We start from the raw sequence: 24,789 nt of genomic DNA on the forward strand, positions 1-24,789 counted from the left end.
CCGGAGGATTCTTGTTCTGCAAAGGGATGGCATGCACACCGGCAGGCGTCAGACGTGGACCAGCGTTCCTTCGTCTTCGCCCTGCACCACGCGCTTGAGCGCGCCGTGCTTGAAGATGCTGAAAATCTTGATCGGCAGTTTCTGGTCGCGGCACAGCGCAAAGGCGGTGGCGTCCATGACTTCGAGGTTTTTGCCCATGGCCTCGTCGAAGGTGATGTTGGTGTAACGCGTGGCCGTCGGGTCTTTCTTCGGGTCCGCGCTGTACACGCCGTCCACCTTGGTGGCCTTGAGCACAATCTCGGCCCCGATTTCCGCGCCGCGCAGGGCGGCCGCGGTGTCGGTCGTGAAGAAAGGATTGCCGGTGCCCGCCGCGAAGATGACGACCTTGCCCTCTTCGAGGTATTGCAGGGCCTTGGGACGCACATAGGGCTCGACAACGCGCTCGATACCGATGGCCGACATGACACGCGGCGTCAGGCCTGCCTTGTCCATGGTGTCGCCGAGTGCCAGCGCGTTCATCACGGTGGCCAGCATGCCCATGTAGTCGGCGGTGGCACGGTCCATGCCGACCGAGCCGCCGGCAACGCCGCGGAAAATATTGCCGCCGCCGATCACGACAGCCACTTCCACGCCCATGCGGGTGACTTCGGCAATCTCCTCGACCATGCGCACAATCGTCGCACGGTTGATGCCGAAGGCATCGTCTCCCATCAAGGCTTCACCTGAAAGTTTCAACAAGATTCGCTTGTAGGCTGGCATGAGGGGAGTTCCTGTCGTTTTTATGGGCGTAAGTTTAGCGGCCTTTCGGGTCAGCGGGTGCAATCAGGCCGCTTTGGCAGCAGCCACCTGGGCGGCCACTTCAGCCGCAAAATCGTCGACCTTCTTCTCGATGCCTTCACCGACAACATACAGCGTGAACGCCTTCACGGTCGTGCCTTTTTCCTTGAGCATCTGCTCGACCGTCTGCTTGTCGTTTTTCACGAAAGGCTGGTTGAACAGGGACACTTCCTTGAGGTATTTCTGCACGCCGCCGTCAATACGTTTGGCAACAATTTCAGGGGATTGCACAGGCTTGCCGGCAGCGGTGGCCACAGCGGCATCCTCGGCAGCCTTGGCCGCAGCGACCGAACGCTCGCGCGCGACGAGCTCGGCAGGCACCTGGTCGCTCGACAGCGACACCGGCTTCATCGCGGCAACGTGCATGGCGACGTCCTTGGCGGGCACTTCGTCGCCTTCGTACTCGACGACCACGCCGATACGCGTGCCGTGCAGGTAGGAGGCCAGCTTGCCGCCTTCAAAACGCTTGAAGCGGCGCACGCTCATGTTTTCGCCGATCTTGCCGATCAGGCCCTTGCGCACGTCTTCCACCGTCGGGCCGAAACCGTCCAGGCTCAAAGGCATGGCGCCGATCGCGGCCACGTCGGCCGGGTTGTTCTTCACGATGCCCTTGACCACCGCGTCGGTGAAAGCCAGGAAGCTGTCGTTCTTGGTGACGAAGTCGGTTTCGCAGTTGATCTCGACCAGCGCGCCCACGGCACCTTCGCTGTGGAAGGCAATCACGCCTTCAGCGGTAATGCGGGAAGCGGCCTTGCCGGCCTTGTTGCCGAGCTTGACGCGCAGGATTTCTTCGGCTTTTTCGAAGTTGCCATCGGCCTCGGTCAGTGCCTTTTTGCACTCCATCATCGGTGCGTCGGTTTTTGCGCGCAACTCTGCGACCATGCTTGCTGTGATTGCCATCTTCAGTTCTCCGTGTGTCGTGTTGACTTCAAATTAAATGGGGGTGCCTTTGGACAAGGCTGTGAAAAAGGGGCTACGCGAGCCCCTTTTTCGCGTCAGGCGCAGGGCCGCGACGATCAGGCTGCGGCGTTTTCCACTTCGACGAATTCGTCGCTGCTTTCGGCCGAGACCATCTTGACGACTTCATTGCCGGCGGCAGCGCGGCCTTCGATGATCGCGTCGGCGATGCCGCGGGCATACAGCGCCACGGCCTTGGACGAGTCGTCGTTGCCGGGGATCACGTAATCGATGCCGATGGGCGAGTGGTTGGAGTCAACCACGCCGATCAGCGGAATGCCCAGCTTCTTGGCTTCGAGGATGGCAATCTTGTGGAAACCCACGTCGATCACGAAGATCGCGTCGGGGAGGGCATTCATGTCCTGGATGCCGCCGATGTCTTTTTCCAGTTTTTCCATTTCACGCTTGAACGTGAGCTGCTCTTTCTTGCTCAGGGTGTCGAGACCGACTTCCTGCTGGGCCTTCATTTCCTTGAGGCGCTTGATCGAGGTCTTGACCGTCTTGAAGTTGGTCAGCATGCCGCCCAGCCAGCGCTGGTCGACAAAAGGCACGCCGGCGCGTTTGGCTTCGGCGGAAACCAGTTCGCGGGCCTGGCGCTTGGTGCCCACCATCAGGATGGTGCCGCGGTTGGCGGACAGCTGCTTGGCGAACTTCATCGCGTCCTCGAACATCGGCAGCGATTTTTCGAGGTTGATGATGTGGATACGGTTGCGGTGGCCGAAGATGTACGGGGCCATCTTGGGGTTCCAGAAGCGGGTTTGGTGACCGAAATGGACGCCGGCTTCCAGCATTTCACGCATGCTAATTGACATAAGTAACTCCAAAGGTTGTGTCTAAAATCAGCGCTTATCACCTGAAAGCATGGTTAAGAGCTCCCGGGCAACACCTTGAATGGCTGATTTGCGATTTGCTGCACGACGGCAAAATTGCCTTTCGTACAGCCTGCTGAGTATAACATCCCTGCCTGTGCCAACGTACCCGCCCAAGTCCTGCCACGTCCCCTCCGCTGTTGCCGGCCGCGCGCCGGCCAGGGTGACCGGCCCCGGCGGCACTTCAAAAACAATAGCAGCACGCGCCTTCCCCGCGCCGGCTTCCGTCCGATTGAACCCATCAACATGAACCCACCGACTTTCCGCTCAAGCCCCTGTCTCCGCTCTGCAGGGACGGCACCATGAGGGTCGCCGTGATCGGCGCCGGCATCATCGGCATCACCACCGCCTGGGAGCTCGCCCGGGACGGCCACGAGGTCACCGTTTTCGAGCGCCGCGGCGCGGCTGCCGAAGAAAGCAGTTTCGCCAATGCCGGCGTGGTGGCCCCCGGCTACGTGACGCCCTGGGCAGCGCCCGGCATGCCGGGAAAGGTGCTGGGCCACCTGCTGGGTCGCCACGCACCGGTCAGGCTCAGCCTGCCGCTGTCCGGCCGCGAGCTGACCTGGATGTGGCGATGGTGGCGCGCCTGCCGGCTGGAAACCTACCTGGCCAACCGGGCCCGCCTGCAGCGCCTGGCTTTTTACAGCCGCGCGCGCCTGCACCAGATCACCGCCGAGCACCAGCTCGAGTACGACCGCAGTCCCGGCTACATGGTGCTGCTGCGCGCCGAACAGGACGGCCAGATGGTCGAACCCGGCCTGCAGGTGCTGCGTGATGCAGGGGTCAGCTTCCGGCAGATCGGCTCCGACGAGGCGCGCCGGATCGAGCCGGCGCTGAATCCGGACACGCCTTTGCTGGGCGCCATTCACCTGCCCGACGACGAAGTGGCCAACTGCCGCCAGTTCGCCCTGCTGCTCAAGGCCGAGGCCCAGCGCCTGGGCGTGACTTTTGAGTTCAATACGACTGTGGCCCAAATGGACCGGGCGCAGCCAGCTACTTTTTTGATAGCAGGCGAAACGACGCCGCGAAACTTTGACGCGGTGGTGCTGTGCGCCGGCCTGGACTCGGCCTCGCTGCTGCGGCCGCTGGGCATCCGGGTTCCGCTGGCGGCGGTGTATGGCTACTCCCTGAGCGCACCAATTCGCGAGCCGCTGAACGCACCGCGCAGCGCCCTGATGGACGAACGTTACAAGGTCGCGATCTCGCGCCTGGGCAACCGCGTGCGCGTGGCCGGCAGCGCCGAAATTGGCGGCCGGCCCGACAAAAAAAGCGCCGCGGCCATCCAGACGCTGTACAAGGTGCTGCAGGACTGGTTCCCGGGCGCCGCCCACACCTCGAACACCACCGCCCATGTGCAGGAATGGAAAGGCGTGCGGCCCATGCTGCCGGACGGCCCGCCCATCCTCGGTGCCAGCGGCCTGCCCGGCCTGTGGCTCAACCTCGGCCACGGTTCCAGCGGCTGGGCGCTGAGCTGCGGCAGCGCACGGGCCGTTGCCGACCTGGTCGCCGGACAGACGCCGGAGATCGACCTCGAAGGGCTGGACCTGAGCCGGCTCATATCCCCGGCCGCCTGAAGGCGGCACAATCGGCCCATGTTAGCCGTCTCCCCTGCCCTCAGCCTGCCGCTCCACGGGGTGGCCGCCACGCGCCTGCTGGAGCGGCAGGCGGCAGCCCAGCTGCCCCCCCATACCCTGATGCAGCGCGCGGGGCTGGCCACCGCGCGCCTGGCCCTGGCGCTGGCGCCACACGCGCAGCGCCTCTGGATCGCCTGCGGGCCGGGCAACAACGGCGGCGACGGCCTGGAGGCGGCCATGCACCTGCACCAGTGGGGCAAAACCGTGGTGGTGACCTGGCTGGGCGCACACAACGAAGCCAGGGTGCCCGCCGATGCGCTGGCCTCGCTGGTACGCGTCCGTGCGGCCGGCGTGCCCTTTGCCCAAGTGCCGCCGGCCGGCTTTGACTTCGCCATCGACGCCCTGCTGGGCATAGGGGCGGCACCCCGCGCTGCGGCTGCCATGGACCAGAGCGATCTGCTCGGCCAGTGGCTGGCGCTGCTGCGGTCCAGCCCGCAGCCGGTCCTGGCGATCGATATCCCGAGCGGGCTGGACGCCGACACGGGCGCTTTGCTTGCTCCTGAATCGATAGCTACCTGCGCTTTACCAACAAGGGCTGGCGCCCGATTTACCTTGAGTCTTTTGACGCTGAAGCCGGGCTTGTTCACGGCCTTCGGCCGCGACCTGGCCGGACAGGTCTGGTGGGACGACCTCGGCGTCACTCCCGCATCGGCGCTGGCGCCTGACGCCTGGCTGCTGGGCCGGGACCGTGCCGCGTCGCACAGCCGGGCGCAAGCAACGCACGCCAGCCACAAAGGCAGTTTTGGTGATGTCGCCATCCTCGGCGGGCAATCCAGCCCGAAAGCCGCCACCCACATGAGCGGCGCCGCGCTGCTGGCCGGGCGTGCTGCCCTGCATGCGGGCGCCGGCCGGGTGTTTGTGGCCCTGCTTGGCGGCGCCGGCCTCACGGTGGACCCGCAGCAGCCCGAGCTGATGTTCCGCAGCCCCGAGGCGCTGGACCTCAAGGCCCAGGTGCTGGTCTGCGGATGTGGCGGCGGCGACGCCGTGGCCGGCGTGCTGCCGCGCGTCCTGTCGGGCGCACAGGCGGCCGTGCTGGACGCCGATGCGCTCAATGCCATCGCCGCCGACACCCAGCTGCAAACCCTGCTGCGGGCCCGCCAGGGCCGCGCTTACCGCACAGTCCTGACGCCGCATCCGCTGGAGGCCGCGCGCCTGCTCGGCAGCAGCGCGGCCGCGGTGCAGGCCGACCGCCTGCAGGCGGCGCGGCAGCTGGCGGAACAATTCGGCTGTGTGGTGGTACTCAAGGGCTCGGGCACGGTGATTGCCGCGCCGGACCAGATCAGCGCCATCAACCCCACCGGCAACGCGCGCCTGGCCACGGCAGGTACCGGCGATGTGCTGGCGGGCATGGTGGGTGCCCGGCTGGCCGGCGGACAGACGGCCTTTGACGCCGCCTGCAGCGCCGTTTTCCAGCATGGCCAGCTGGCCGATGACTGGCCAGCCTGCCATCCGGGGCAGACGCTGACCGCCTCCGCCTTAGCCGAGAACCATCAGGCCGATCTGTAGCAGCAGGAGCAGCACCAGCGCCGACAGGTCGACCCCGCCGATCGCCGGGATGATGCGCCGCAGTGGCGCCAGCAGCGGCTCGGCCAGCCGGCCCAGCAGGCCGTACATGGGCGAGCCTGGCTGCAGCCAGGAAATGATGGCGTAAACCAGCACCACCATGAAGGCCAGCTGCAGCGCGACACGCAGCAGCATCTTCAGACTCATCAACAACAAAGCCGGCAACATGGCCGCGGTCAGGTTCAGCAAGGCGCCGAACAGGGCCGCCCACACCAGCGCATACACCAGTGCCAGCAGGAAGGCGGCCAGCAGACTGGCCCAGTCCACACGCGACTGCGCAATCGCCTTGGGCAACACGCGCCGCAGGGGCTTGACCAGCCAGTCTGTCACGGCCATCACAAAGGTGCCGGGCTGCGCGCTCATGTTGATGCGCAGGCGGTTCATCCAGGCACGCATCAACGCCGCGCCTATCAGCACGAAGAAAAGGCTTTCCACCAGAAAGGACAGGATGCGGATCAGCATGGTTGTTGGTTCCCGGGCATGGCGGGCAAGGAATCAGGGGTGTTCATGTGTTTACCGCCGGGGTTTCTTGCTCTGCTTGCGCCCGGCGCTGGAAGCAGATTTCTTGACTGCCGCCTTGAGCGCCTGGATCGGCGACTTGGCCGTCCGGCTGCCCGCCGCACTGCCCTCGCGCGCGCCGGCGCGCTGTTCGGTACCCTTGCCCGCGCGCTTGTCGTCGCGCTTGCCACCGCGCTGCTCACTGGCCTTGCGCGGCAATGCGCGCTCCTGTTCGGGCAGGTCGGGGGTGCGGCCGCCGGCCTTGTCCTTCATGGCGCGGGCGATCAGTTCCTCCCCCTCGCGCACCAGGCGGAAGTCGATCTTGCGGCCGTCGAGATCGACCCGGCTGACCTGGACGCGCACCCGGGTGCCGATGGCGTAGCGGATGCCGGTGCGTTCGCCGCGCAGCTCCTGACGCGCCTCGTCAAAGCGAAAATACTCGCCGCCCAGTTCGGTGATGTGCACCAGGCCCTCGACATACATGGCATCGAGCGTGACGAAAATGCCAAAGCTGGTGGCCGCCGTGACGACGCCGCCGAACTCCTCGCCCAGATGCTCGCGCATGTATTTGCACTTGAGCCAGGCTTCCACGTCGCGGCTGGCCTCGTCGGCACGGCGTTCGTTGGCGCTGCAATGCAGGCCGGCCGCCTGCCAGGCGAGCTGGTCGGCGGTCGGTTTTTTCGGTTTCTGGTCCGGCTCGGTGACGCGCGAGGCCAGCCGTTTCGACAGCTTGGCCTCGGCCTCGCCAGGAGTGGGCAGCACCGGCAGCTGGTACCTGGACTTGGTCAGCACGGCCTTGATGACGCGGTGCACCAGCAGGTCCGGGTAGCGGCGGATCGGGCTGGTGAAGTGCGTGTAGGCCTCGTAGGCCAGGCCGAAGTGGCCGGCGTTCATGGGGGTGTAGATCGCCTGCTGCATGGAGCGCAGCAGCATGGAATGGATCTGCATCGCATCAGGCCGGTCCTTGGTGGCCATGGCGATCTGCTGGAACTCGCCCGGCGCGGGGTTTTCCGTGATCGTCATGCCAATGCCCAGGGCCTTCAGGTAGGTACGCAGGATGTCCTTCTTCTCGGGCGTCGGGCCCTCGTGCACGCGGAACAGCCCTTCGTGTTTGCTTCCGGAAATGAAATCGGCAGAACAGACGTTGGCCGCCAGCATGGCCTCTTCAATCACGCGGTGGGCGACATTGCGGGTGCGCGGCACGATTTTCTCGATGCGTCCGGCCTCGTCGCAGACGATCTGGGTCTCAGTGGTCTCAAAGTCCACCGCGCCTCGAACGCCACGCTCCTTGAGCAGCGCCTGGTAGACGTCATGCAGGTCCAGCAGGTGCGGCACCAGCGCCTTGCGCTGGGCCGCTTCCGGGCCGCGCGTGTTGGCCAGGATGGCGGCGACTTCGGTATAGGTGAAACGCGCGTGGCTGAACATCACCGCCGGGTAAAACTGGTAGGCGTGGACTTCGCCCTTGGCGTTGACCAGCATGTCGCAGACCATGCACAGGCGCTCGACGTTCGGGTTCAGCGAACACAGGCCGTTGGAGAGCTTCTCGGGCAGCATGGGAATCACGCGGCGCGGAAAATAAACGCTGGTCGCACGGTCATAGGCGTCGATATCGATCGCACTGCCGGTTTCCACATAGTGGCTCACGTCGGCAATCGCCACCAGCAGACGCCAGCCCTTGCCGCGGCCGACCTTGGCCGGCTCGCAATAAACCGCATCGTCAAAGTCACGGGCGTCTTCACCGTCGATGGTCACCAGCGGAATGTCGGTCAGGTCCACGCGGCCTTTTTTGTCGGCGGGGCGCACGGCGTCGGGCAGGGTGCGCGCCAGGGCCAGCGCGGCATCGCTGAACTCATGCGGCACGCCGTATTTGCGCACCGCAATTTCAATTTCCATGCCCGGGTCGTCGATTTCCCCGAGCACTTCCTTGACGCGGCCGACCGGCTGGCCAAACAGCGCCGGCGGCTCGGTCAGCTGGACCACCACGATCTGTCCGGGCTTGGCCGTGCCGATCGCGCCCTTGGGGATCAGCACATCCTGGCCGTAACGCTTGTCCTCGGGCGCCACCAGCCAGACACCGCTTTCCTGCAGCAGGCGGCCAATGATGGGGTTGGGTGAGCGTTCGATGATTTCCGTGACACGACCTTCGGGCCGGTTCTTGCGGTCATGCCGCACGATGCGCGCCTTGACGCGGTCCTTGTGCAGCACGGCACGCATTTCGTTGGGCGGCAGGTAGATGTCGGCTTCGCCGTCATCGCGCAGCACGAAACCATGGCCATCGCGGTGGCCTGAAACAGTGCCTTCAAATTCGGCAAGCAGTCCGGCGCCTGGGCCGTTGCTGTGTGTAGTTGTTTTGATAAGGGGTCTCTCTTCTTGAGATTATTAATGGGGGAAAGAATTCCGGTGCCGGCTTGCTGCCGGCGGGAAATCCGTCTTGTCTGTATTTTTCTGCATGTCAAAAGCCGGCGGTTTGCCGGACCGTGGCGTGAAGTTGCGAGGTTGGCATGTGATGCACCTCATGGCCCGCACCTCGATTGAAATTTTTTGGAATCCGGACCGGAAAACCGATTCTGTAATGGTACACTGCTGGCTGTGCCCGGGTGGCGGAATTGGTAGACGCGCACGGTTCAGGTCCGTGTATCGCAAGATGTGGAGATTCGAGTTCTCTCCCGGGCACCAGATACATCAAATCCAGCGAAAGCTGGTACAAAAAAGGCCACTGCCAACCCAGTGGCCTTTTTGCTTTCCAGGCGCTTTTTCAGCACTTGTGCCAGCCCCATCCGGGACGTCCTCAGACCGGCACCGCCACCAGATCGTGGCCCTGTGTGCCGACAATCCGGGCCTTGGTGAATTCCCCGACCTTGAGCGTCTTGCTGATTTTTTCTGGCGGCAGCAATTTCACGACACCGTCGATCTCCGGCGCGTCGGCATAACTGCGGCCCACGCCGCCCTTTTTACCCATGCCGGGGGCCGAATCCACCAGCACCTGCATGGTGGCCCCCACCCGTTGCTGCAGCTTCGCAGCCGAGACCGCTTCGGCCACCGCCATGAAACGTGCACGGCGCTCTTCGCGAACCTCGAGGGGCAGCATGCCCGGAATATCGTTGGCGGTGGCGCCTTCCACCGCGCTGTAGGCAAAGCAGCCCGCGCGGTCAATCTGCGCTTCGCGCATGAAGTCCAGCAGGTGCTCGAACTCGGCTTCAGTTTCACCGGGGAAACCGGCAATGAAGGTGCTGCGAATCACGATCTCGGGACAGATCTCGCGCCAGCGCGAAATCCGCTCCAGATTTTTCTCGCCGCTGGCCGGGCGCTTCATGCGCTTGAGCACATCGGGGTGGCTGTGCTGCAGGGGCACGTCGAGATAAGGCAATACCTTGCCGGTGGCCATCAGCGGCAGGATCTCATCCACACTTGGGTACGGGTAGACGTAATGCAAGCGCACCCAGGCGCCGTAGGGCTCGGCAATATCGCCGAGCGCCTGCACCAGCTCCAGCATGCGGGTCTTGACCGGTTTGCCGTCCCAGAAGCCGGTGCGGTACTTCACATCCACGCCGTAGGCCGAGGTGTCCTGGCTGATGACGAGCAGCTCCCGGACGCCACCTTCAAACAGCGCCCGCGCCTCGCCCAGCACATCGCCGATCGGCCGCGACACCAGGTCGCCCCGCATCGACGGGATGATGCAGAAGGTGCAGCGGTGGTTGCAGCCTTCACTGATCTTCAGGTAGGCATAGTGCCGCGGTGTGAGCTTGATGCCGGCGATGCCAAAGGCGTTGGGAACCAGGTCCACAAACGGGTCGTGCGGCTTGGGCAGGTTCAGGTGCACCGCGTCCATCACTTCCTGCGTTGCGTGCGGGCCGGTCACGGCCAGCACACTCGGGTGCATCTGGCGCACCAGGTTGCCGCCGCCCTCGCCCGCCTTGGCGCCCAGGCAGCCGGTCACGATGACCCGGCCGTTTTCGGCCAGCGCCTCGCCGATGGTGTCCAGGCTTTCCCGGACAGCGTCGTCGATAAACCCGCAGGTGTTGACGATCACCAGGTCGGCACCTTCAAAGGTTTTGGAGGTCTGGTAACCCTCGGCACTGAGTTGCGTCAGGATCAGTTCAGAGTCGGTCAGGGCCTTGGGGCAGCCGAGGCTGACAAAACCGACGCGGGGCGCCGTGTTCAAGGTGGGGGATGGTGGGGTCGCAAGGGCTTGGCTCATGCCCTCTATTGTCTCAGAGCCGGCCCGCTGCGGCAGCGTGCGCCCGAAATGGCCTGGACGCGGTCAGCGCTTCAGGCCCAGGGCGGCCAGCATCTGCTCGCTTTGTTTTTGCATCTGCTCCTGCATTTGCGTGAACACGGTTTTCGACTGCTCGACATAGCTGCCCATCATGCCCTGCATGGCCGGCGACTGGGCATTGACAAACTGCGCCCAGGCTTCCGGCGTCAGGCCCTTGGACTGCTCGGACATCTTGAGCTGCAGGTCCATGAAGGACTGGACGTTTTTCTCGAGGTAGGAACCCATGAAGCTCTGCATCGCATTGCCGTAGAACCGGATGATGTTGGCCAGCACCGCCTCGGTAAACATGGGCGCGCCGCCGGCTTCTTCTTCCAGGATGATCTGCAGCAGGATGCTGCGTGTCAGGTCCTCGTTGGTCTTGGCGTCGCGCACCACGAAATCGGTGCTGTCCATGACGAGGTTCTTGACTTCGGCCAGCGTGATGTAGGCCGAGGTATCGGTGTCGTAAAGACGGCGATTCGGGTATTTCTTGATGACACGCGGCGACGCCGCCTTGCCGTTACCGCCCTTGGTGCCCGGCATTTTTCCCGGCGTGCTACCGACGGGGGGGGGCGAGTCGGCTGACTGGCTCCTGGACTGACTGGTGGGCTTGCTCTTGGGCACTGTGCGAACTCCTCTGTGAATGACGGCCTGTACCAATGCACAGGGTCATCACATTCTAGGAAGTATGCCTACCTGCAATCCCCTTGGTTTACCCTGTGTGAACCGTGGGATGCACGGCTGACAGGAAAACAACTTCAGGAAATTGGTAGGCGCGATTGGACTCGAACCAACGACCCCCACCATGTCAAGGTGGTGCTCTAACCAGCTGAGCTACGCGCCTAAGGACTGTTCGACCTCGTCATTGTAGCAGGGCAAACCCGGCCTTTTGCGCCCTCGCCGATTTTTTTGCCGACAAATCAGCGCCTGCGCGCCGAACGCACGCCGTTGACCTCGGCGACGATGGCCAGCACCTGGTTGAGCCGGCCCGAGTTGGCCACCTCCACCGTGAAAGTCATCCAGGCCGTGCCGCCGCGGTTGTCCTTGACCGAGGTGGTCTGCACGCCGATGACGTTCATTTTTTCCCGCGCAAACACTTCCGAAATATCGCGCAGCAGGCCCTGCCGGTCCGCCGCTTCCACGGCCACATCCACCGGGTACACCGAGCCCTCGCTGCTTTTGGGCTGGCTCCATTGCACTTCGATCACGCGGTCGGGGCTGCCGCTGGCCATGTTCCTGAAGTTGCTGCAATCGCTGCGGTGGATGCTCACGCCCTTGCCCTTGGTCACAAAACCGAGAATCGCATCGGGCGGTGCCGGCTTGCAGCACCTGGCCAGCTGCGTGAGCAGCGAGTCGATGCCGACCACCAGCACTCCGCCCTTGCGTGCGCGCTCGGACGACTTGTCATGCTGGCGGGCTTTTTTGGCCAGCACGTAGTCGTCCTGCGTGGGTGGCGGCTCGGGCGGCTTGAGCATGTTCTCGATGGTGCGCAGCGACAGCTCGTCCTTGCCCACCACTTCAAACAGATCCTCGGCGCTTTTGAAGCCCAGCTGCGTCGCGACATCCTCGAGTTTCATCGCGGTCTTGCCCTCGCGCTGCAGCAGCTTTTCCACCGCCTCGCGTCCGCGCGCCACCGTCTGGGCCATGGCCTGGGCATTGAACCAGGCACGCACTTTCGACCGCGCGCGGTGGCTGGCCAGAAAGCCGAGTTCGGGGTTGAGCCAGTCGCGCGACGGGCCGCCCTCCTTCGTGGTGACGACCTCCACCGTCTGCCCGTTCTGCAGCGGCGTGTTCAGCGGCACCATGGCGCCGTCGATGCGTGCGCCGCGGCAGCGGTGGCCCAGGCTGGTGTGCACGCTGTAGGCAAAGTCGAGCGCCGTCGCGCCCTGCGGCAGTTCGACAACGGCCGCGTCCGGCGTCAGGACATAGATGCGGTCTTCGAACAGGCCCTGGTTGGCGTCGCGCGCCCTGGCCGCCACCGGCCCCGACAGGTCACGCTCCCAGGCCAGCAACTGCCGCAACACGGCAATTTTTGCGTCGTACTCGCTGCTGGCCGACACGCCGCTGTAACCCTTGGCGCCGGCCTCCTTGTAGGCCCAGTGGGCGGCCACGCCATGCTCGGCATGGTCGTGCATGGCCTGCGTGCGGATCTGGATCTCTACCGCCCGTTGCTGCGCATCGCGCACCACCGTGTGCAGCGACTGGTAGCCGTTGGATTTGGGCTTGGCGATGTAATCGTCGAATTCACCCTCCACCGGCGTGAAATGCGAGTGCACAAACCCGAGTGCCGCGTAGCAGCCCTTGACGTCGGCGGCGATCACACGCAGGGCGCGGATGTCGAAGACCTGGTCAAAATCGAGACCCTTGCCGCGCATCTTCTTGACGATGCTGTAGATGTGTTTGGGCCGGCCCTGCACCAGCGCGGCAATGCCGTTGCTGTTCAGGTCGCGTTCCAGCTGGGCGCGCAGCGCCTCCATGAACACCTCGCGCCCGGCGCGTTTTTCATCGAGCAGGCGGGCAATGCTTTTGTAAGTGTCCGGCTCCAGAAAGCGGAAGGCCAGGTCTTCCATTTCCCACTTGATCTGCCAGATGCCCAGCCGGTTGGCCAGCGGTGCAAAAACGTTGAGCGACTCGCGCGCCACGGCCAGCGGGCATGGTTGCCGTATGGCCGCAAAGTGACGCAGCGTCTGCAGCCGGGACGCGAGGCGCAGCATGACCACCCGCAGATCGCGCGAGAACGCCAGCAGCATCTTGCGCACGTTTTCAGTCTGCGCTGCCGGGTCTTCCAGCTGCGCCCTGGCATCGGCGGCGCGGGCCTGCTTCTGCACATGGACGAGCTTGGTGGTCTCCATGGCCAGGGCGGCGAAGTTGACGCCGAAAGCCTTGGCAATCACCTCCTGCGGCTTGTTCAGGTGCGCGCAGGCGTGAACGAGGTAGGTGGCGGCCTGCATGGCCTCGGAGCCGCCAATGGCCTTGAGAATGGCTGCGACAGCATCCGCATGGGCCAGGATGTTTTCACCGGTGTCCAGCGTTTCACTGGCGATCAGCGGCTCGGCAAAGGCCCTGGCGCGGGCCAGCGCATGCGGCTGGTCCGGCAGGCTGTCCGCCGTGGCCGTCACGATGGACGCATTGGGTAGCGGTGTCATGGGCGTCATGGGCGCCGCGGCCGTCTGGGGCTTCAACGGCGATTTGGGCGGGGCGCCCGGCCCGGCCCCGGCATGTTTCGTCACAGGCAGCTTTTCAATAAAAAATTTCAGACAAGAAGAAAATCGCCCACCGTGCTGACCTGATCCATCGCCACCAGGGTCGGTGCATGCCCGACCCCTTCAAACTCCACCAGGCGGGCCCGGGGACCGCGCTGCATCATGGCCTGCGCCGTGACGCGGCTGAGCAGATCCGATTGTGCGCCGCGCACGACCAGTGTCGGCGCCCGAATGTTGTCAAAAAGTTGCCACAACAAGGCTTCACCGTCGCGCGCCGAAGCTTCGGTCGTCGCCCGGACCGGCACCGCAATCGCCGGGTCGTAATGCAGCATCACGCTGCCATCGGTGGCACCGGGCACAGGCTTGACCATGTGGCGCGACAGCGCCAGCCATTGCTCGGGCGTGTGCGGGCCAAAGCTGGTCGAGATCGCCCACATCGCGTCGGCCGCGTGCTGCAGCGAGGCGAAGTGGCCGGCTTTGCCGAGGTAGGCCGCAATCCGCGTGATGGCCTGCCACTCGATGGCCGGCCCCACGTCGTTGAGGACCAGCTTGCGCACCGGCGCCGGCAGGGGCAGCTCGGGCTGGCCGGCAATGGCCATGCCGATCAGGCCACCCATGCTGGTGCCAACCCAGTCCAGCGTCGTGACCGGCGCTTGCTGATGGAGGTGCGCCAGCAGTGCCATCATGTCGGCGGCGTACTGCGGAATCTGGTAGCCCATGGGGTCCTGGAGCCAGTCGCTGCGGCCGCGGCCGGCCACGTCGGGGCAGACAACGCGGACCTCGTCCGACAGGTACTCTGCCAGCACATCGAAATCCCGGCCCTGGCGCGACAGGCCATGAACACACAGCACCACATGCGGGTTGGCCGGATCGCCCCACTCCCAGTACGCCATGCGGTGCCCTCCCGAAACGTCGGGGCAGGATACGTAGTTCAGCGTAGGTTCAGTCATGGCCAGGGAATCCGGGTTGCAGGCTTGATAATTGCCCGAGCCGCTGTTTTTCAGCGTCTGACAGGCATCGTAAATCATCCGGAGAAAACTTCATGCTCAAAGGTAAAACTGCACTCGTGACCGGCTCCACCAGCGGCATCGGCCTGGGGATCGCCAAGGCGCTGGCGGCGCAGGGGGCCAACATCGTGCTCAACGGTTTCGGCGACGCCGAAGGCCCCAAGGCGGAAATTGCCGCGCTGGGCGTGAAAGTGGCCTACCACGGTGCCGACATGAGCAAGCCCTCCGAGATCGAAGCCATGATGACGTTTGCCGCGACGCAATTCGGCCAGGTGGACATCCTGGTCAACAATGCCGGCATCCAGCATGTGGCCCGAATCGAGAACTTTCCCGTGGAGCGCTGGGACGCCGTCCTGGCGATCAATCTGAGCAGCGCCTTCCACGCCACACGGCTGGCCCTGCCGGCCATGCTGGCCGCCAATGGCGGCAAGGGCTGGGGCCGCATCATCAACGTCGCTTCGGTGCACGGCCTGGTCGGCTCGGCTGAAAAATCCGCGTATGTTGCCGCCAAACACGGCATCGTCGGCCTGACCAAGGTCACGGCCCTCGAAAGCGCCACCACCGGCGTTACCTGCAACGCGATCTGCCCGGGCTGGGTGCTGACGCCGCTGGTGCAAAAACAGGTGGACGCCAAAGCCGCCGCCGGCGGCATCTCCAACGAACAGGCCACACAGCAACTGCTGGGCGAAAAAGAACCCTCGATGCAGTTCACCACGCCGGAGGAACTGGGCGCGCTGGCGGTGTTTTTCTGCTCGCCGGCCGGCAACAATGTGCGCGGCGTGGCGTGGAACATGGACGGCGGGTGGGCAGCGCAGTAAAACGCCGCAACCCCAAGACGCGCCAGGCTGGCGGCAGGATTCCGCCAGCCCTGCATGCGTCAAGAAATAAAGCCAAATCGCCACCCAGCCCTTGATGGTATTGCGCCAACAGCTATTCATTTCATAGCGAATTCAATCTGCTCGCGCCATGCCTGCACAGCTGGTTTCTGCTGGTCAATCGGAGGCATGCCTGATAGCGCCGGCCATAGAAAAAGCCCCAAGTCGCAAGCGACTTGGGGCTTCAATTCTGGTGGGCGGTGCAAGTTTCGAACTTGCGACCCCTGCAGTGTGAATGCAGTGCTCTACCCCTGAGCTAACCGCCCTGTTTGGTCAGCCTCAGATTATAAGGGGTTTTTGTCACGCATCGGCCAGTTCGCGCCAGACAGTTTTGCCTTTGCTGCTTTTATCGATGTCCGCCAGCAGGCTTTCGTGGGCGGCGATCTCCTGATCGTTGGCCAGCAGCAGCGGCAAATCAAAACCGCTGAGGTCCATCGCTACGGCGACGCCTCCCTCCTGCGTGCTGCCGCCCAGGTCCATCACCAGCGAATTCTGACCGCGCGTCAGGTTGATGTAAACGTCGGCCAGCAGCTCGGCGTCGAGCAAAGCGCCGTGCAGTGTGCGGCCCGAGTTGTCGACGTCCAGGCGATCGCACAGCGCGTCGAGCGAATTGCGTTTGCCGGGATACAGCTCCTTGGCCATCATCAGGCTGTCGGTGACCTTGGCCACGCAGTTGCGGATCGACGCACGCCCCATCAGCTCCAGCTCCTTGTCCAGGAAACTGATGTCGAAAGGCGCGTTGTGGATGATGACCTCGGCCCCCTCCAGATAAGCCAGCAACTCGTCGGCGATGGCCGGAAATTTGGGCTTGTCCTGCAGGAACTCGTTGCTGATGCCGTGCACCTTGAGCGCGTCCTCGTGGCTGTCGCGCTCGGGGTTCAGGTAGAAGTGCTTGTTGTTGCCGGTGAGCTTGCGGCCAATCAGCTCAACGCAGCCGATTTCGATGATGCGGTCGCCGTTTTCAGCGGACAGACCGGTGGTTTCAGTGTCTAGAACGATTTGGCGCATGTCGTGGATTATCCCTCCAACACTTGCGCCAGGGTGCAGCTCAGTGCACTTCCTTGGCGTGGTTGATGGAGTATTTGGGAATCTCGACTGTCAGGTCGGCTTGCGCCACGATGGCCTGGCAGCTCAGGCGCGAGTTGGGCTCCAGGCCCCAGGCTCGGTCCAGCAGGTCTTCCTCGCTCTCATCCATCTCGTTGAGCGAGCGCATCCCTTCGCGCACGATGACGTGACAGGTGGTGCAGGCGCAGCTCATGTCGCAGGCGTGTTCGATGTTGATGTTGTTGTCGAGCAGCGCCTCGCAGATGGACGTGCCGGCAGGCGCGGACACTTCGGCACCGTTGGGACAGTATTCAGGATGGGGCAGTATTTTGATGATGGGCATGGTGTGTTCGGTCCGTGGTTCAGACCGTCGCTATGTTTTTTCCGGCCAGGGCCTGGCGGATGCCCCGGTTCATGCGCTGGGCCGCAAAGTTTTCAGTCCCGGCAGCCAGGGCCTTGATGGCGGCTTCGATCTGGGCGGCGTCGCCCTGCTGCCGGATGGCCGCCAGCTCGGCCATCAGGCGGTCGATCTCCGCTTTTTCCTCTGGAGGCAACAAGTCGGCATCGGCATCGAGCGCACTGCGGGTCGCCAGGATCATGCGGTCGGCATCGACCTGCGCCTCGGCCAGCGCGCGCGCCTGCATGTCCTGCTGGGCCGTCGAAAAACTCTCCTGCAGCATGCGGGCTATGTCGGCGTCGGACAGGCCATACGATGGTTTCACATCGATCCGCGCCTCCACGCCGCTGCCCTGCTCTCTGGCGCTGACGCTGAGCAGGCCATCGGCGTCCACGGTGAAGGTCACACGGATGCGCGCCGCGCCCGCGGCCATCGGCGGAATGCCGCGCAGCTCGAACCGCGCGAGGCTGCGGCAGTCGGCCACCAGGTCGCGCTCACCCTGCACCACATGCAGGGCCAGCGCGGTCTGGCCGTCCTGGTAGGTGGTGAAGTCCTGCGCCATCGCGGTCGGGATGGTCTGGTTGCGCGGCACAATGCGTTCGACCAGGCCACCCATGGTTTCGATGCCCAGCGACAGCGGGATCACGTCGAGCAGCAGCAGGTCGCTGCCGGTGCTGTTGCCGGCCAGCTGGTTGGCCGAAATGGCGGCGCCCAAAGCGACCACTTCATCAGGGTTGAGGTTGGTCAGGGGCTCGCGGCCAAACAGGCCGGCAACGGCACGGCGCACCTGGGGCATACGCGTGGACCCGCCCACCAGCACCACGCCCTGGACCTCATCCTTGCCCAGCCCGGCGTCGCGCAAGGCCTTGCGCGCCACCGTCAGTGTGCGCTGGGTCAGCCCGGCCGTGGCGGCTTCAAAGTCCGCGGCCTTCATGTCAAATTGCACGTTAGCCCTTGCCAGGCGGGCGGAGAATGCTACCGAATCGGTAGCAGACAAGGCCTCCTTGCAGGCCCGGGCAGCCTGCAGCAAGGCGGCTTTGTCGCCCGGCGTGAGCGTGTCGGCGGCCAGGCCTGCCTTGACCAGCACCCACTCGACCAGCGCGCGGTCATAGTCGTCGCCGCCCAGCGCCGAGTCACCGCCGGTGGCCACGACTTCAAACACGCCCTGCGTCAGGCGCAGAATGGAAATGTCGAAGGTGCCGCCGCCGAGGTCATAAATCGCGTAAACCCCTTCGCTGGCGTTGTCCAGACCGTAGGCGATGGCCGCCGCGGTCGGCTCGTTGATCAGGCGCAGCACGTTGAGCCCGGCCAGTTGCGCGGCATCCTTGGTGGCCTGCCGCTGGGCGTCGTCAAAATACGCCGGCACCGTGATGACCGCGCCGAAAATCTCGTCGTCAAAGCTGTCTTCCGCCCGGTAACGCAGCGTCGCCAGGATCTCGGCACTGACTTCGACCGGGCTTTTTTCACCGGCCACGGTTTGCAGCGTGACCATGCCGGGCTGGTCGATCAGCTGGTAAGGCAATTGCGCGCGGTTGACGATGTCCTCCATGCCGCGGCCCATCAGGCGCTTGACCGAGGCGATGGTGTTTTGCGGATCCTGCACCTGCGCGGCCAGCGCGTCGAAACCGATCTGGCGGCTGGTGACGCCCTTGTCGTCCACCAGGTAACGCACCACACTGGGCAGCAACACGCGGCCCAGTGCATCGGGAAGGCATTCGGCCACGCCGCTGCGCACGCTGGCCACCAGCGAATGGGTGGTGCCCAGGTCAATGCCGATGGCGATGCGCCGCTGGTGCGGATCGGGAGTCTGTCCGGGTTCGGAAATTTGCAGTAAGGCCATGAATGTGTGGGGTCGCGCTGGAGGTCTGTGACAGGCTATTGTCCCAGCGAGTCGATGCGCGCATCAATCTCGCTGCCAAAGCGCTCAATAAACATAAGGCTTCTCACCTGCCGGGCGGCGGCCGGAAAGTCTTTCTCCCGGTCCAGCGAATGCTCTATTTTTGATAGCTGCTCGCGCTTGCTGTCCAGGGTCTGGGCGGCGATTTCTTCCAGACTGTCAAGGCCCTCGGCCTCTTCCAGCGCTTCACGCCACTGCATCTGCTGGATCAGGAAATCCGGGGGCATGGCCGTGTTGCTCTCGGCCTGGATGGGCGCGCCGTGCAGCTCGCAGAGGTACATCGCACGTTTGAGCGGGTTCTTCAGCCGCTGGTAGGCCTCGTTGATGCGCACCGACCACTGCATGGCCAGGCGCTGGGCGGCAGCGCCCTGCGCCGCAAACCGGTCGGGATGCGCCTCGCGCTGCAGCTCTTTCCAGCGCGCGTCGAGAACGGCACTGTCCTGCGCAAACTGCACAGGCACGTCAAAAAGTTCGAAATCGGTGGATTGAAGAGTCGCCACTGGAAGAATCTGGTTTCGTGATGAAAAGCGTAGCGGGCGTCAGGCTAGGCGCACGGAGCGCAGCAACCGGAACGTACTTCAGGTACGTGAGGATGGCGAGCACTGCCCGCGCCTCGATCACGCCTGCGCAGTAGCTTCACACCCGAAAAGATTCGCCGCACCCACAGCGGTCACGCTCATTGGGATTGATGAACTTGAAACCCTCATTGAGGCCTTCACGCACGAAGTCGAGCTGGGTGCCGTCGATGTAAGCCATGCTTTTCGGGTCCACCAGCACCTTCACACCGTTGTCTTCAAACACCACGTCTTCAGGCGCTATCTCGTCGGCATATTCGAGTTTGTAAGCCAGGCCGGAGCAGCCGGTGGTTCTGACGCCCAGGCGAACACCCACGCCCTTGCCGCGTTTGGCCATGTAGCGGGTGACGTGACGTGCTGCGGCGTCGGTGAGGGTAACGGACATGGAAAGCTTCGCAGGTCAATAAAGGTTAATGGGCGTGCTTCAGCTTGTAGTCGCTGACGGCCGCCTTGATGGCGTCTTCGGCGAGGATGGAGCAATGGATTTTCACCGGCGGCAGGGCCAGTTCTTCGGCAATGGCGCTGTTCTTGATGCTTGCCGCTTCGTCCAGGGTCTTGCCCTTGACCCACTCGGTCACGAGTGAACTCGACGCAATCGCCGAGCCGCAGCCGTAGGTCTTGAAACGCGCGTCTTCAATCACGCCCGTCAGCGGGTTGACCTTGATCTGCAGCTTCATGACGTCGCCGCAGGCCGGTGCACCGACCATGCCGGTGCCTACCGTGTCGTCGCCCTTTTCAAACGAGCCGACGTTGCGGGGGTTTTCATAGTGGTCCACCACTTTTTCGCTGTATGCCATTTTGTTTACCTCTTCAAGCTGTTTGCGCTGCTTAGTGAGCAGCCCACTGGATGGTGGACAGATCCACGCCATCCTTGAACATTTCCCAGAGTGGCGACAGGTCACGCAGTTTGGCGACATTTTCCTTGATCGTCGCGACGGCGTAATCAATCTCTTCTTCGGTGGTCCAGCGGCCTATGGTCATGCGCAGGCTGCTGTGGGCCAGTTCGTCGCTGCGGCCCAGGGCGCGCAGCACATAGCTGGGCTCGAGGCTGGCCGAAGTACAGGCCGAACCACTGGACACTGCCAGGCCCTTGATGCCCATGATCAGGGACTCACCCTCGACATAGTTGAAACTCATGTTGAGGTTGTGCGGCACACGCTTGTCGGCATGGCCATTAAGGAAGACCTCTTCCACGTCTTTCAGACCCGCCAGCATGCGCTCATGCAGGGCACGGATACGCTGGTTTTCGTCGTGCATTTCCGCCCTGGCAATGCGGTAGGCCTCGCCCATGCCCACACACTGGTGCGTCGGCAAGGTGCCGGACCGCATGCCGCGCTCGTGGCCGCCACCGTGCATCTGTGCCTCCAGCCGCACGCGCGGCTTGCGCCGCACATACAGCGCGCCTATGCCTTTGGGACCGTAGGTCTTGTGCGAGGTCAGGCTCATCAGGTCGACCGGCAAGGTCGCAAGATCGATATCCACCCGGCCGGTGGCCTGCGCCGCGTCCACATGGAAAATGATGCCTTTTTCGCGGCACAGGGCGCCAATCTCGGGGATGTCCTGGATGACGCCAATCTCGTTGTTGACGAACATGACGCTGACAATGATGGTGTCGGGGCGGATCGCCGCCTTCAGCACCTCCAGGTCGAGCAGGCCATCGGCCTGCACGTCGAGGTAGGTCACCTCAAACCCCTGGCGCTCCAGCTCGCGGCAGGTGTCGAGCACGGCCTTGTGCTCGGTCTTGACCGTGATCAGGTGTTTGCCTTTGGACTTGTAGAAATGCGCGGCGCCCTTGAGCGCCAGGTTGTTGGACTCGGTCGCACCGCTGGTCCAGACGATCTCGCGCGGGTCGGCACCGATCAGCTCGGCCACCTGCTCGCGGGCTTTTTCCACGGCGGCTTCGGCCTCCCAGCCCCAGGCATGGCTGCGCGAAGCGGGATTGCCGAAATGCTCGCGCAACCAGGGAATCATGGCGTCCACCACCCGCGGGTCACACGGGTTCGTGGCGCTGTAGTCCATGTAAATGGGGAAGTGTGGGGTTTCCATGTGGCTAGCTTTTTATTTCAGGGCTGGCTGGCAGCATCAAAAAATGGACGGCAGTCTCCGGCAATCGGGCCCTCGCAGGCCAGCAAGACCAGGACCGCTCAGGACTTCGAAAACGCGTTGCCCAGGGCAAACACCGAATTGGGCGCATTGACGCGCATCGGCTTGGCCACGGGCGCGGTGAAGATGGCTTTCTTCATCATGGGTGTATTTTCAACCACCACCCCTTTGGCCAGCTGGTCGTCGACCAGCTTTTGCAGGGTCACGGAGTCGAGAAATTCCACCATGCGGCTGTTCAGCGAGGCCCACAATTCGTGCGTCATGCAGCGGCCACCGTCACCGAGACAGTTTTCCTTGCCGCCACACTGTGTCGAGTCGATGGGTTCGTCCACCGACACAATGATGTCGGCCACGGTGATGTCAGCCGCCTTGCGGCCCAGCGTATAACCGCCGCCGGGGCCACGGGTGGACTCGACGAGTTCATGGCGGCGCAGTTTACCGAACAGCTGCTCAAGGTAGGACAGCGAAATCTGCTGGCGCTGGCTGATGGCGGCCAGGGTAACGGGGCCGTTGTTCTGGCGCAGGGCCAAGTCAATCATCGCGGTGACCGCAAAGCGGCCTTTGGTCGTGAGGCGCATTTTCAAGCTCCTTAAAAGTTGGCTTGACTGTCGTTTGGCTCACCCTGTCAGCTTGTGGCTTGACAGGGAACTTTTTCTCCACCCGCCCCGGCCTGTTGGCCTGATCGGCTGCAGGGCTTTTGTTGTTCTGTTTGTTCCTGACTATTTTCGTCAAGTATAGCACAGAAGCCCGACCGATTCACTCGTCATTGTACCGCTCGAGCCTATTTGTCCAAGACAAACAGAGCGAAATTCGTGACGAAAGTCCTGCTTCCGCGCTTCGCCCTCAACCCGCCACCGGCGGCACATTGTCCACACCCGGCGCGCCAAACGCCTGCGCCTTGAGCACATGCAACTGGTCCCGGACGCTGGCCGCCCTTTCGAACTCCAGGTTTTTGGCGTGTTCGATCATCTGTTTTTCCAGCCGCTTGATTTCGCGAGCAATGTCTTTCTCGCTCATGTCCTCCACAAGGGCCTTCTGCAGTTCGAGCTTTTCCGCTTCCTTGCCGGATTTCTCGCTGTAGACGCCGTCGATCAGGTCCTTGATGCGTTTGACGATGCTGCGCGGCGTGATCCCGTGTTCGAGGTTGAAAGCAATCTGTTTGTTCCGGCGGCGTTCGGTCTCATCCATCGCCTTTCTCATGGAGTCGGTGATGCGGTCCGCATACAGGATGGCCTGGCCGTTGAGGTTGCGCGCTGCCCGGCCTATGGTCTGGATCAGGCTGCGCTCGGCACGCAGGAACCCTTCCTTGTCGGCGTCCAGGATGGCGACCAGGCTGACCTCGGGAATGTCCAGGCCTTCGCGCAGCAAATTGATGCCAACCAGCACGTCGAAGGTGCCCAGGCGCAAATCGCGCAGGATTTCCACGCGTTCGACGGTGTCCACGTCGCTGTGCAGGTAACGCACCTTGACGCCGTTGTCGGTCAGGTAGTCGGTCAGCTGCTCGGCCATGCGTTTGGTCAGGGTGGTGATCAGCACCCGCTCATTCTTGTCGACACGGATGCGGATTTCCTGCAACACGTCGTCGACCTGGTGGGTGGCCGGCCGCACTTCGACCTCGGGGTCCACCAGCCCGGTGGGCCGCACCACCTGCTCCACCACCTTGCCGGCATGCTGCTGCTCGTAAGCCGCCGGCGTGGCCGACACAAAAATGGCCTGCCGCATCTTGGTCTCGAACTCCTCGAACTTCAGCGGCCGGTTGTCCAGCGCGCTGGGCAGGCGAAAACCGTATTCGACCAGCGTGGTCTTGCGCGAGCGGTCGCCGTTGTACATGGCGTTGAGCTGGCCGATCATCACGTGGCTCTCGTCGAGAAACATGATCGCGTCTTTGGGCAGGTAGTCGCACAGCGTCGAGGGCGGCGAGCCCGGCGGCGCACCGCTCAGGTGACGCGTGTAGTTCTCGATACCCTTGCAGTGGCCGATTTCGCTGAGCATCTCCAGGTCGAAGCGCGTGCGCTGCTCGATGCGTTGCGCCTCGACCAGCTTGCCGTCGCCGACAAATTGCTTGACGCGCTCGGACAGTTCGAGCTTGATGGTTTCGACCGCGGCCATGACCTTGTCGCGCGGCGTGACGTAGTGGCTTTTCGGGTAGACCACAAAACGCGGCACCTTCTGGCGGATGCGCCCGGTCAACGGGTCGAACAGCTGCAACGACTCGATCTCGTCGTCGAACAACTCGATGCGTATCGCCAGCTCGGAATGCTCCGCCGGAAAAACGTCGATCACGTCGCCACGCACGCGGAAGGTGCCGCGCGCAAAGTCCTGGTCGTTGCGCGCGTACTGCATGCGTATCAGGCGCGAGATCACGTCGCGCTGGTTCATCTTGTCGCCGGCGCGCGCGATGAAACGCATCTGGGTGTAGTCCTCGGGCGCGCCAATGCCGTAAATCGCGCTGACCGTCGCCACGATGATGGTGTCGCGCCGCTCCAGCACACTTTTGGTCGCCGACAGGCGCATCTGCTCGATGTGTTCGTTGATCGCCGAATCTTTCTCGATGAACAGGTCGCGCTGGGGCACATAGGCCTCGGGCTGGTAGTAGTCGTAATAACTGACGAAATACTCGACCGCATTTTTCGGGAAAAACTCGCGGAACTCGCTGTACAGCTGCGCCGCCAGCGTCTTGTTGGGCGCAAACACGATGGCCGGCCGCCCCATCCGGGCGATCACATTGGCCATGGTGAAGGTTTTGCCCGAGCCGGTCACACCGAGCAGGGTCTGAAACACCTCACCATCGTTGAGGCCCTCGACAAGTTGCTCAATGGCCACCGGCTGGTCACCGGCCGGCGGGTAAGGCATGAAAAGCTCGAACGGCGAGTCCGGAAAGCGCACATATTGGCCGTTGGCAGGTGCTTCGCTGGACTCGGGCATGACTTCAATCAGTTCTGGCATAAGAAACTCAATCCTGGCCCGCTAAAATCTGGGGCAACCGAACAGAATACGACATTTGGCAGGCGGGCGTCACCTGGGGCCGCCGATCTGCCGGCTGTCTGCGTCGCAGCCGGTAAACCAGATGACGTG

The 24,789-nt window shown here is 63.6% G+C and carries 21 protein-coding genes and 3 tRNA genes; 4 read left to right on the forward strand and 20 right to left on the reverse strand.

Going from position 1 to position 24,789, the window contains the following annotated elements:
• Positions 1–48: 48 nt before the first annotated feature.
• The 3 genes from pyrH to rpsB form a co-directional block, all read right to left on the reverse strand.
• Positions 49–759, reverse strand: coding sequence for a UMP kinase (gene pyrH, locus B7X65_RS01665; RefSeq protein ID WP_293592251.1), 711 nt, complete (start codon positions 757–759; stop codon positions 49–51).
• A 63-nt stretch (positions 760–822) separates the two neighbouring features.
• The gene (gene tsf / locus B7X65_RS01670) at positions 823–1,737 is read right to left on the reverse strand and encodes a translation elongation factor Ts (RefSeq protein ID WP_293592252.1); all 915 of its coding nucleotides are present in this window, start codon (positions 1,735–1,737) and stop codon (positions 823–825) included.
• A gap of 116 nt (positions 1,738–1,853) precedes the next feature.
• On the reverse strand, positions 1,854–2,606 hold the full coding sequence (gene rpsB / locus B7X65_RS01675; RefSeq protein ID WP_293592253.1) for a 30S ribosomal protein S2: 753 nt from the start codon (positions 2,604–2,606) through the stop codon (positions 1,854–1,856).
• Between the two features lie 359 nt (positions 2,607–2,965).
• Between rpsB and B7X65_RS01680 the strand changes: the two genes are divergently transcribed.
• Positions 2,966–4,237, forward strand: a complete 1,272-nt coding sequence (locus B7X65_RS01680; RefSeq protein WP_293592254.1) for a D-amino acid dehydrogenase — start codon at positions 2,966–2,968, stop codon at positions 4,235–4,237.
• A gap of 18 nt (positions 4,238–4,255) precedes the next feature.
• The gene (locus tag B7X65_RS01685) at positions 4,256–5,803 is read left to right on the forward strand and encodes an NAD(P)H-hydrate dehydratase (RefSeq protein ID WP_293592255.1); all 1,548 of its coding nucleotides are present in this window, start codon (positions 4,256–4,258) and stop codon (positions 5,801–5,803) included.
• Here B7X65_RS01685 and B7X65_RS01690 read toward each other — a convergent pair.
• Positions 5,774–6,322, reverse strand: a complete 549-nt coding sequence (locus B7X65_RS01690) for a YggT family protein (RefSeq protein WP_293592256.1) — start codon at positions 6,320–6,322, stop codon at positions 5,774–5,776. The two genes, B7X65_RS01685 and B7X65_RS01690, sit on opposite strands and share 30 nt — an antisense overlap.
• 51 nt (positions 6,323–6,373) lie before the next feature.
• On the reverse strand, positions 6,374–8,674 hold the full coding sequence (gene rnr / locus B7X65_RS01695; protein WP_293592446.1) for a ribonuclease R: 2,301 nt from the start codon (positions 8,672–8,674) through the stop codon (positions 6,374–6,376).
• A 275-nt stretch (positions 8,675–8,949) separates the two neighbouring features.
• On the opposite strand from rnr, the gene B7X65_RS01700 reads away from it, so the two are divergent.
• Positions 8,950–9,034: transfer RNA gene (locus tag B7X65_RS01700), tRNA-Leu, on the forward strand.
• Between the two features lie 112 nt (positions 9,035–9,146).
• Here the strand turns inward: B7X65_RS01700 and rimO are convergent.
• The 5 genes from rimO to B7X65_RS01725 all read right to left on the reverse strand — a co-directional run bounded on the left by rimO (position 9,147) and on the right by B7X65_RS01725 (position 14,766).
• Positions 9,147–10,556, reverse strand: coding sequence for a 30S ribosomal protein S12 methylthiotransferase RimO (gene rimO / locus B7X65_RS01705; RefSeq protein WP_293592257.1), 1,410 nt, complete (start codon positions 10,554–10,556; stop codon positions 9,147–9,149).
• A 63-nt stretch (positions 10,557–10,619) separates the two neighbouring features.
• Positions 10,620–11,156, reverse strand: coding sequence for a polyhydroxyalkanoate synthesis repressor PhaR (gene phaR, locus B7X65_RS01710; RefSeq protein ID WP_293592447.1), 537 nt, complete (start codon positions 11,154–11,156; stop codon positions 10,620–10,622).
• 224 nt (positions 11,157–11,380) lie between these two features.
• Positions 11,381–11,457 (reverse strand) — tRNA-Val (locus B7X65_RS01715).
• Positions 11,458–11,533: 76 nt separating this feature from the next.
• Complete coding sequence (locus B7X65_RS01720) at positions 11,534–13,768, reverse strand: bifunctional (p)ppGpp synthetase/guanosine-3',5'-bis(diphosphate) 3'-pyrophosphohydrolase (RefSeq protein ID WP_293592448.1); 2,235 nt, start codon at positions 13,766–13,768, stop codon at positions 11,534–11,536.
• A gap of 98 nt (positions 13,769–13,866) precedes the next feature.
• Complete coding sequence (locus tag B7X65_RS01725) at positions 13,867–14,766, reverse strand: alpha/beta hydrolase (RefSeq protein WP_293592258.1); 900 nt, start codon at positions 14,764–14,766, stop codon at positions 13,867–13,869.
• A gap of 92 nt (positions 14,767–14,858) precedes the next feature.
• Between B7X65_RS01725 and B7X65_RS01730 the strand changes: the two genes are divergently transcribed.
• Positions 14,859–15,641 (forward strand): 3-hydroxybutyrate dehydrogenase, encoded by a 783-nt coding sequence (locus B7X65_RS01730; RefSeq protein ID WP_293592259.1) that lies wholly within the window; start codon positions 14,859–14,861, stop codon positions 15,639–15,641.
• Positions 15,642–15,889: 248 nt separating this feature from the next.
• Here the strand turns inward: B7X65_RS01730 and B7X65_RS01735 are convergent.
• From B7X65_RS01735 to uvrB, 10 genes are all read right to left on the reverse strand, one after another.
• Positions 15,890–15,964, reverse strand: a tRNA-Val gene (locus B7X65_RS01735).
• Positions 15,965–15,998: 34 nt separating this feature from the next.
• On the reverse strand, positions 15,999–16,706 hold the full coding sequence (gene dnaQ / locus B7X65_RS01740; RefSeq protein WP_293592260.1) for a DNA polymerase III subunit epsilon: 708 nt from the start codon (positions 16,704–16,706) through the stop codon (positions 15,999–16,001).
• A 40-nt stretch (positions 16,707–16,746) separates the two neighbouring features.
• Complete coding sequence (gene fdx / locus B7X65_RS01745) at positions 16,747–17,085, reverse strand: ISC system 2Fe-2S type ferredoxin (protein ID WP_293592261.1); 339 nt, start codon at positions 17,083–17,085, stop codon at positions 16,747–16,749.
• A gap of 19 nt (positions 17,086–17,104) precedes the next feature.
• Positions 17,105–18,979, reverse strand: coding sequence for a Fe-S protein assembly chaperone HscA (hscA, locus tag B7X65_RS01750; protein ID WP_293592262.1), 1,875 nt, complete (start codon positions 18,977–18,979; stop codon positions 17,105–17,107).
• A 35-nt stretch (positions 18,980–19,014) separates the two neighbouring features.
• Positions 19,015–19,536, reverse strand: a complete 522-nt coding sequence (gene hscB / locus B7X65_RS01755) for a Fe-S protein assembly co-chaperone HscB (RefSeq protein ID WP_293592263.1) — start codon at positions 19,534–19,536, stop codon at positions 19,015–19,017.
• Between the two features lie 136 nt (positions 19,537–19,672).
• Complete coding sequence (iscA, locus tag B7X65_RS01760) at positions 19,673–19,996, reverse strand: iron-sulfur cluster assembly protein IscA (protein WP_096665502.1); 324 nt, start codon at positions 19,994–19,996, stop codon at positions 19,673–19,675.
• A gap of 25 nt (positions 19,997–20,021) precedes the next feature.
• Complete coding sequence (iscU, locus tag B7X65_RS01765; RefSeq protein ID WP_293592264.1) at positions 20,022–20,408, reverse strand: Fe-S cluster assembly scaffold IscU; 387 nt, start codon at positions 20,406–20,408, stop codon at positions 20,022–20,024.
• A gap of 31 nt (positions 20,409–20,439) precedes the next feature.
• A complete protein-coding gene (locus B7X65_RS01770; RefSeq protein WP_293592265.1) occupies positions 20,440–21,657 on the reverse strand; it encodes an IscS subfamily cysteine desulfurase in 1,218 nt (405 codons plus the stop codon).
• Positions 21,658–21,755: 98 nt separating this feature from the next.
• Positions 21,756–22,292, reverse strand: coding sequence for a Fe-S cluster assembly transcriptional regulator IscR (gene iscR, locus B7X65_RS01775; RefSeq protein WP_293592266.1), 537 nt, complete (start codon positions 22,290–22,292; stop codon positions 21,756–21,758).
• Positions 22,293–22,557: 265 nt separating this feature from the next.
• On the reverse strand, positions 22,558–24,660 hold the full coding sequence (gene uvrB, locus B7X65_RS01780) for an excinuclease ABC subunit UvrB (protein ID WP_293592267.1): 2,103 nt from the start codon (positions 24,658–24,660) through the stop codon (positions 22,558–22,560).
• Positions 24,661–24,789: the final 129 nt, after the last annotated feature.

This window comes from Polaromonas sp. 39-63-25, assembly GCF_002278925.1.
Lineage (GTDB): Bacteria > Pseudomonadota > Gammaproteobacteria > Burkholderiales > Burkholderiaceae_C > Polaromonas.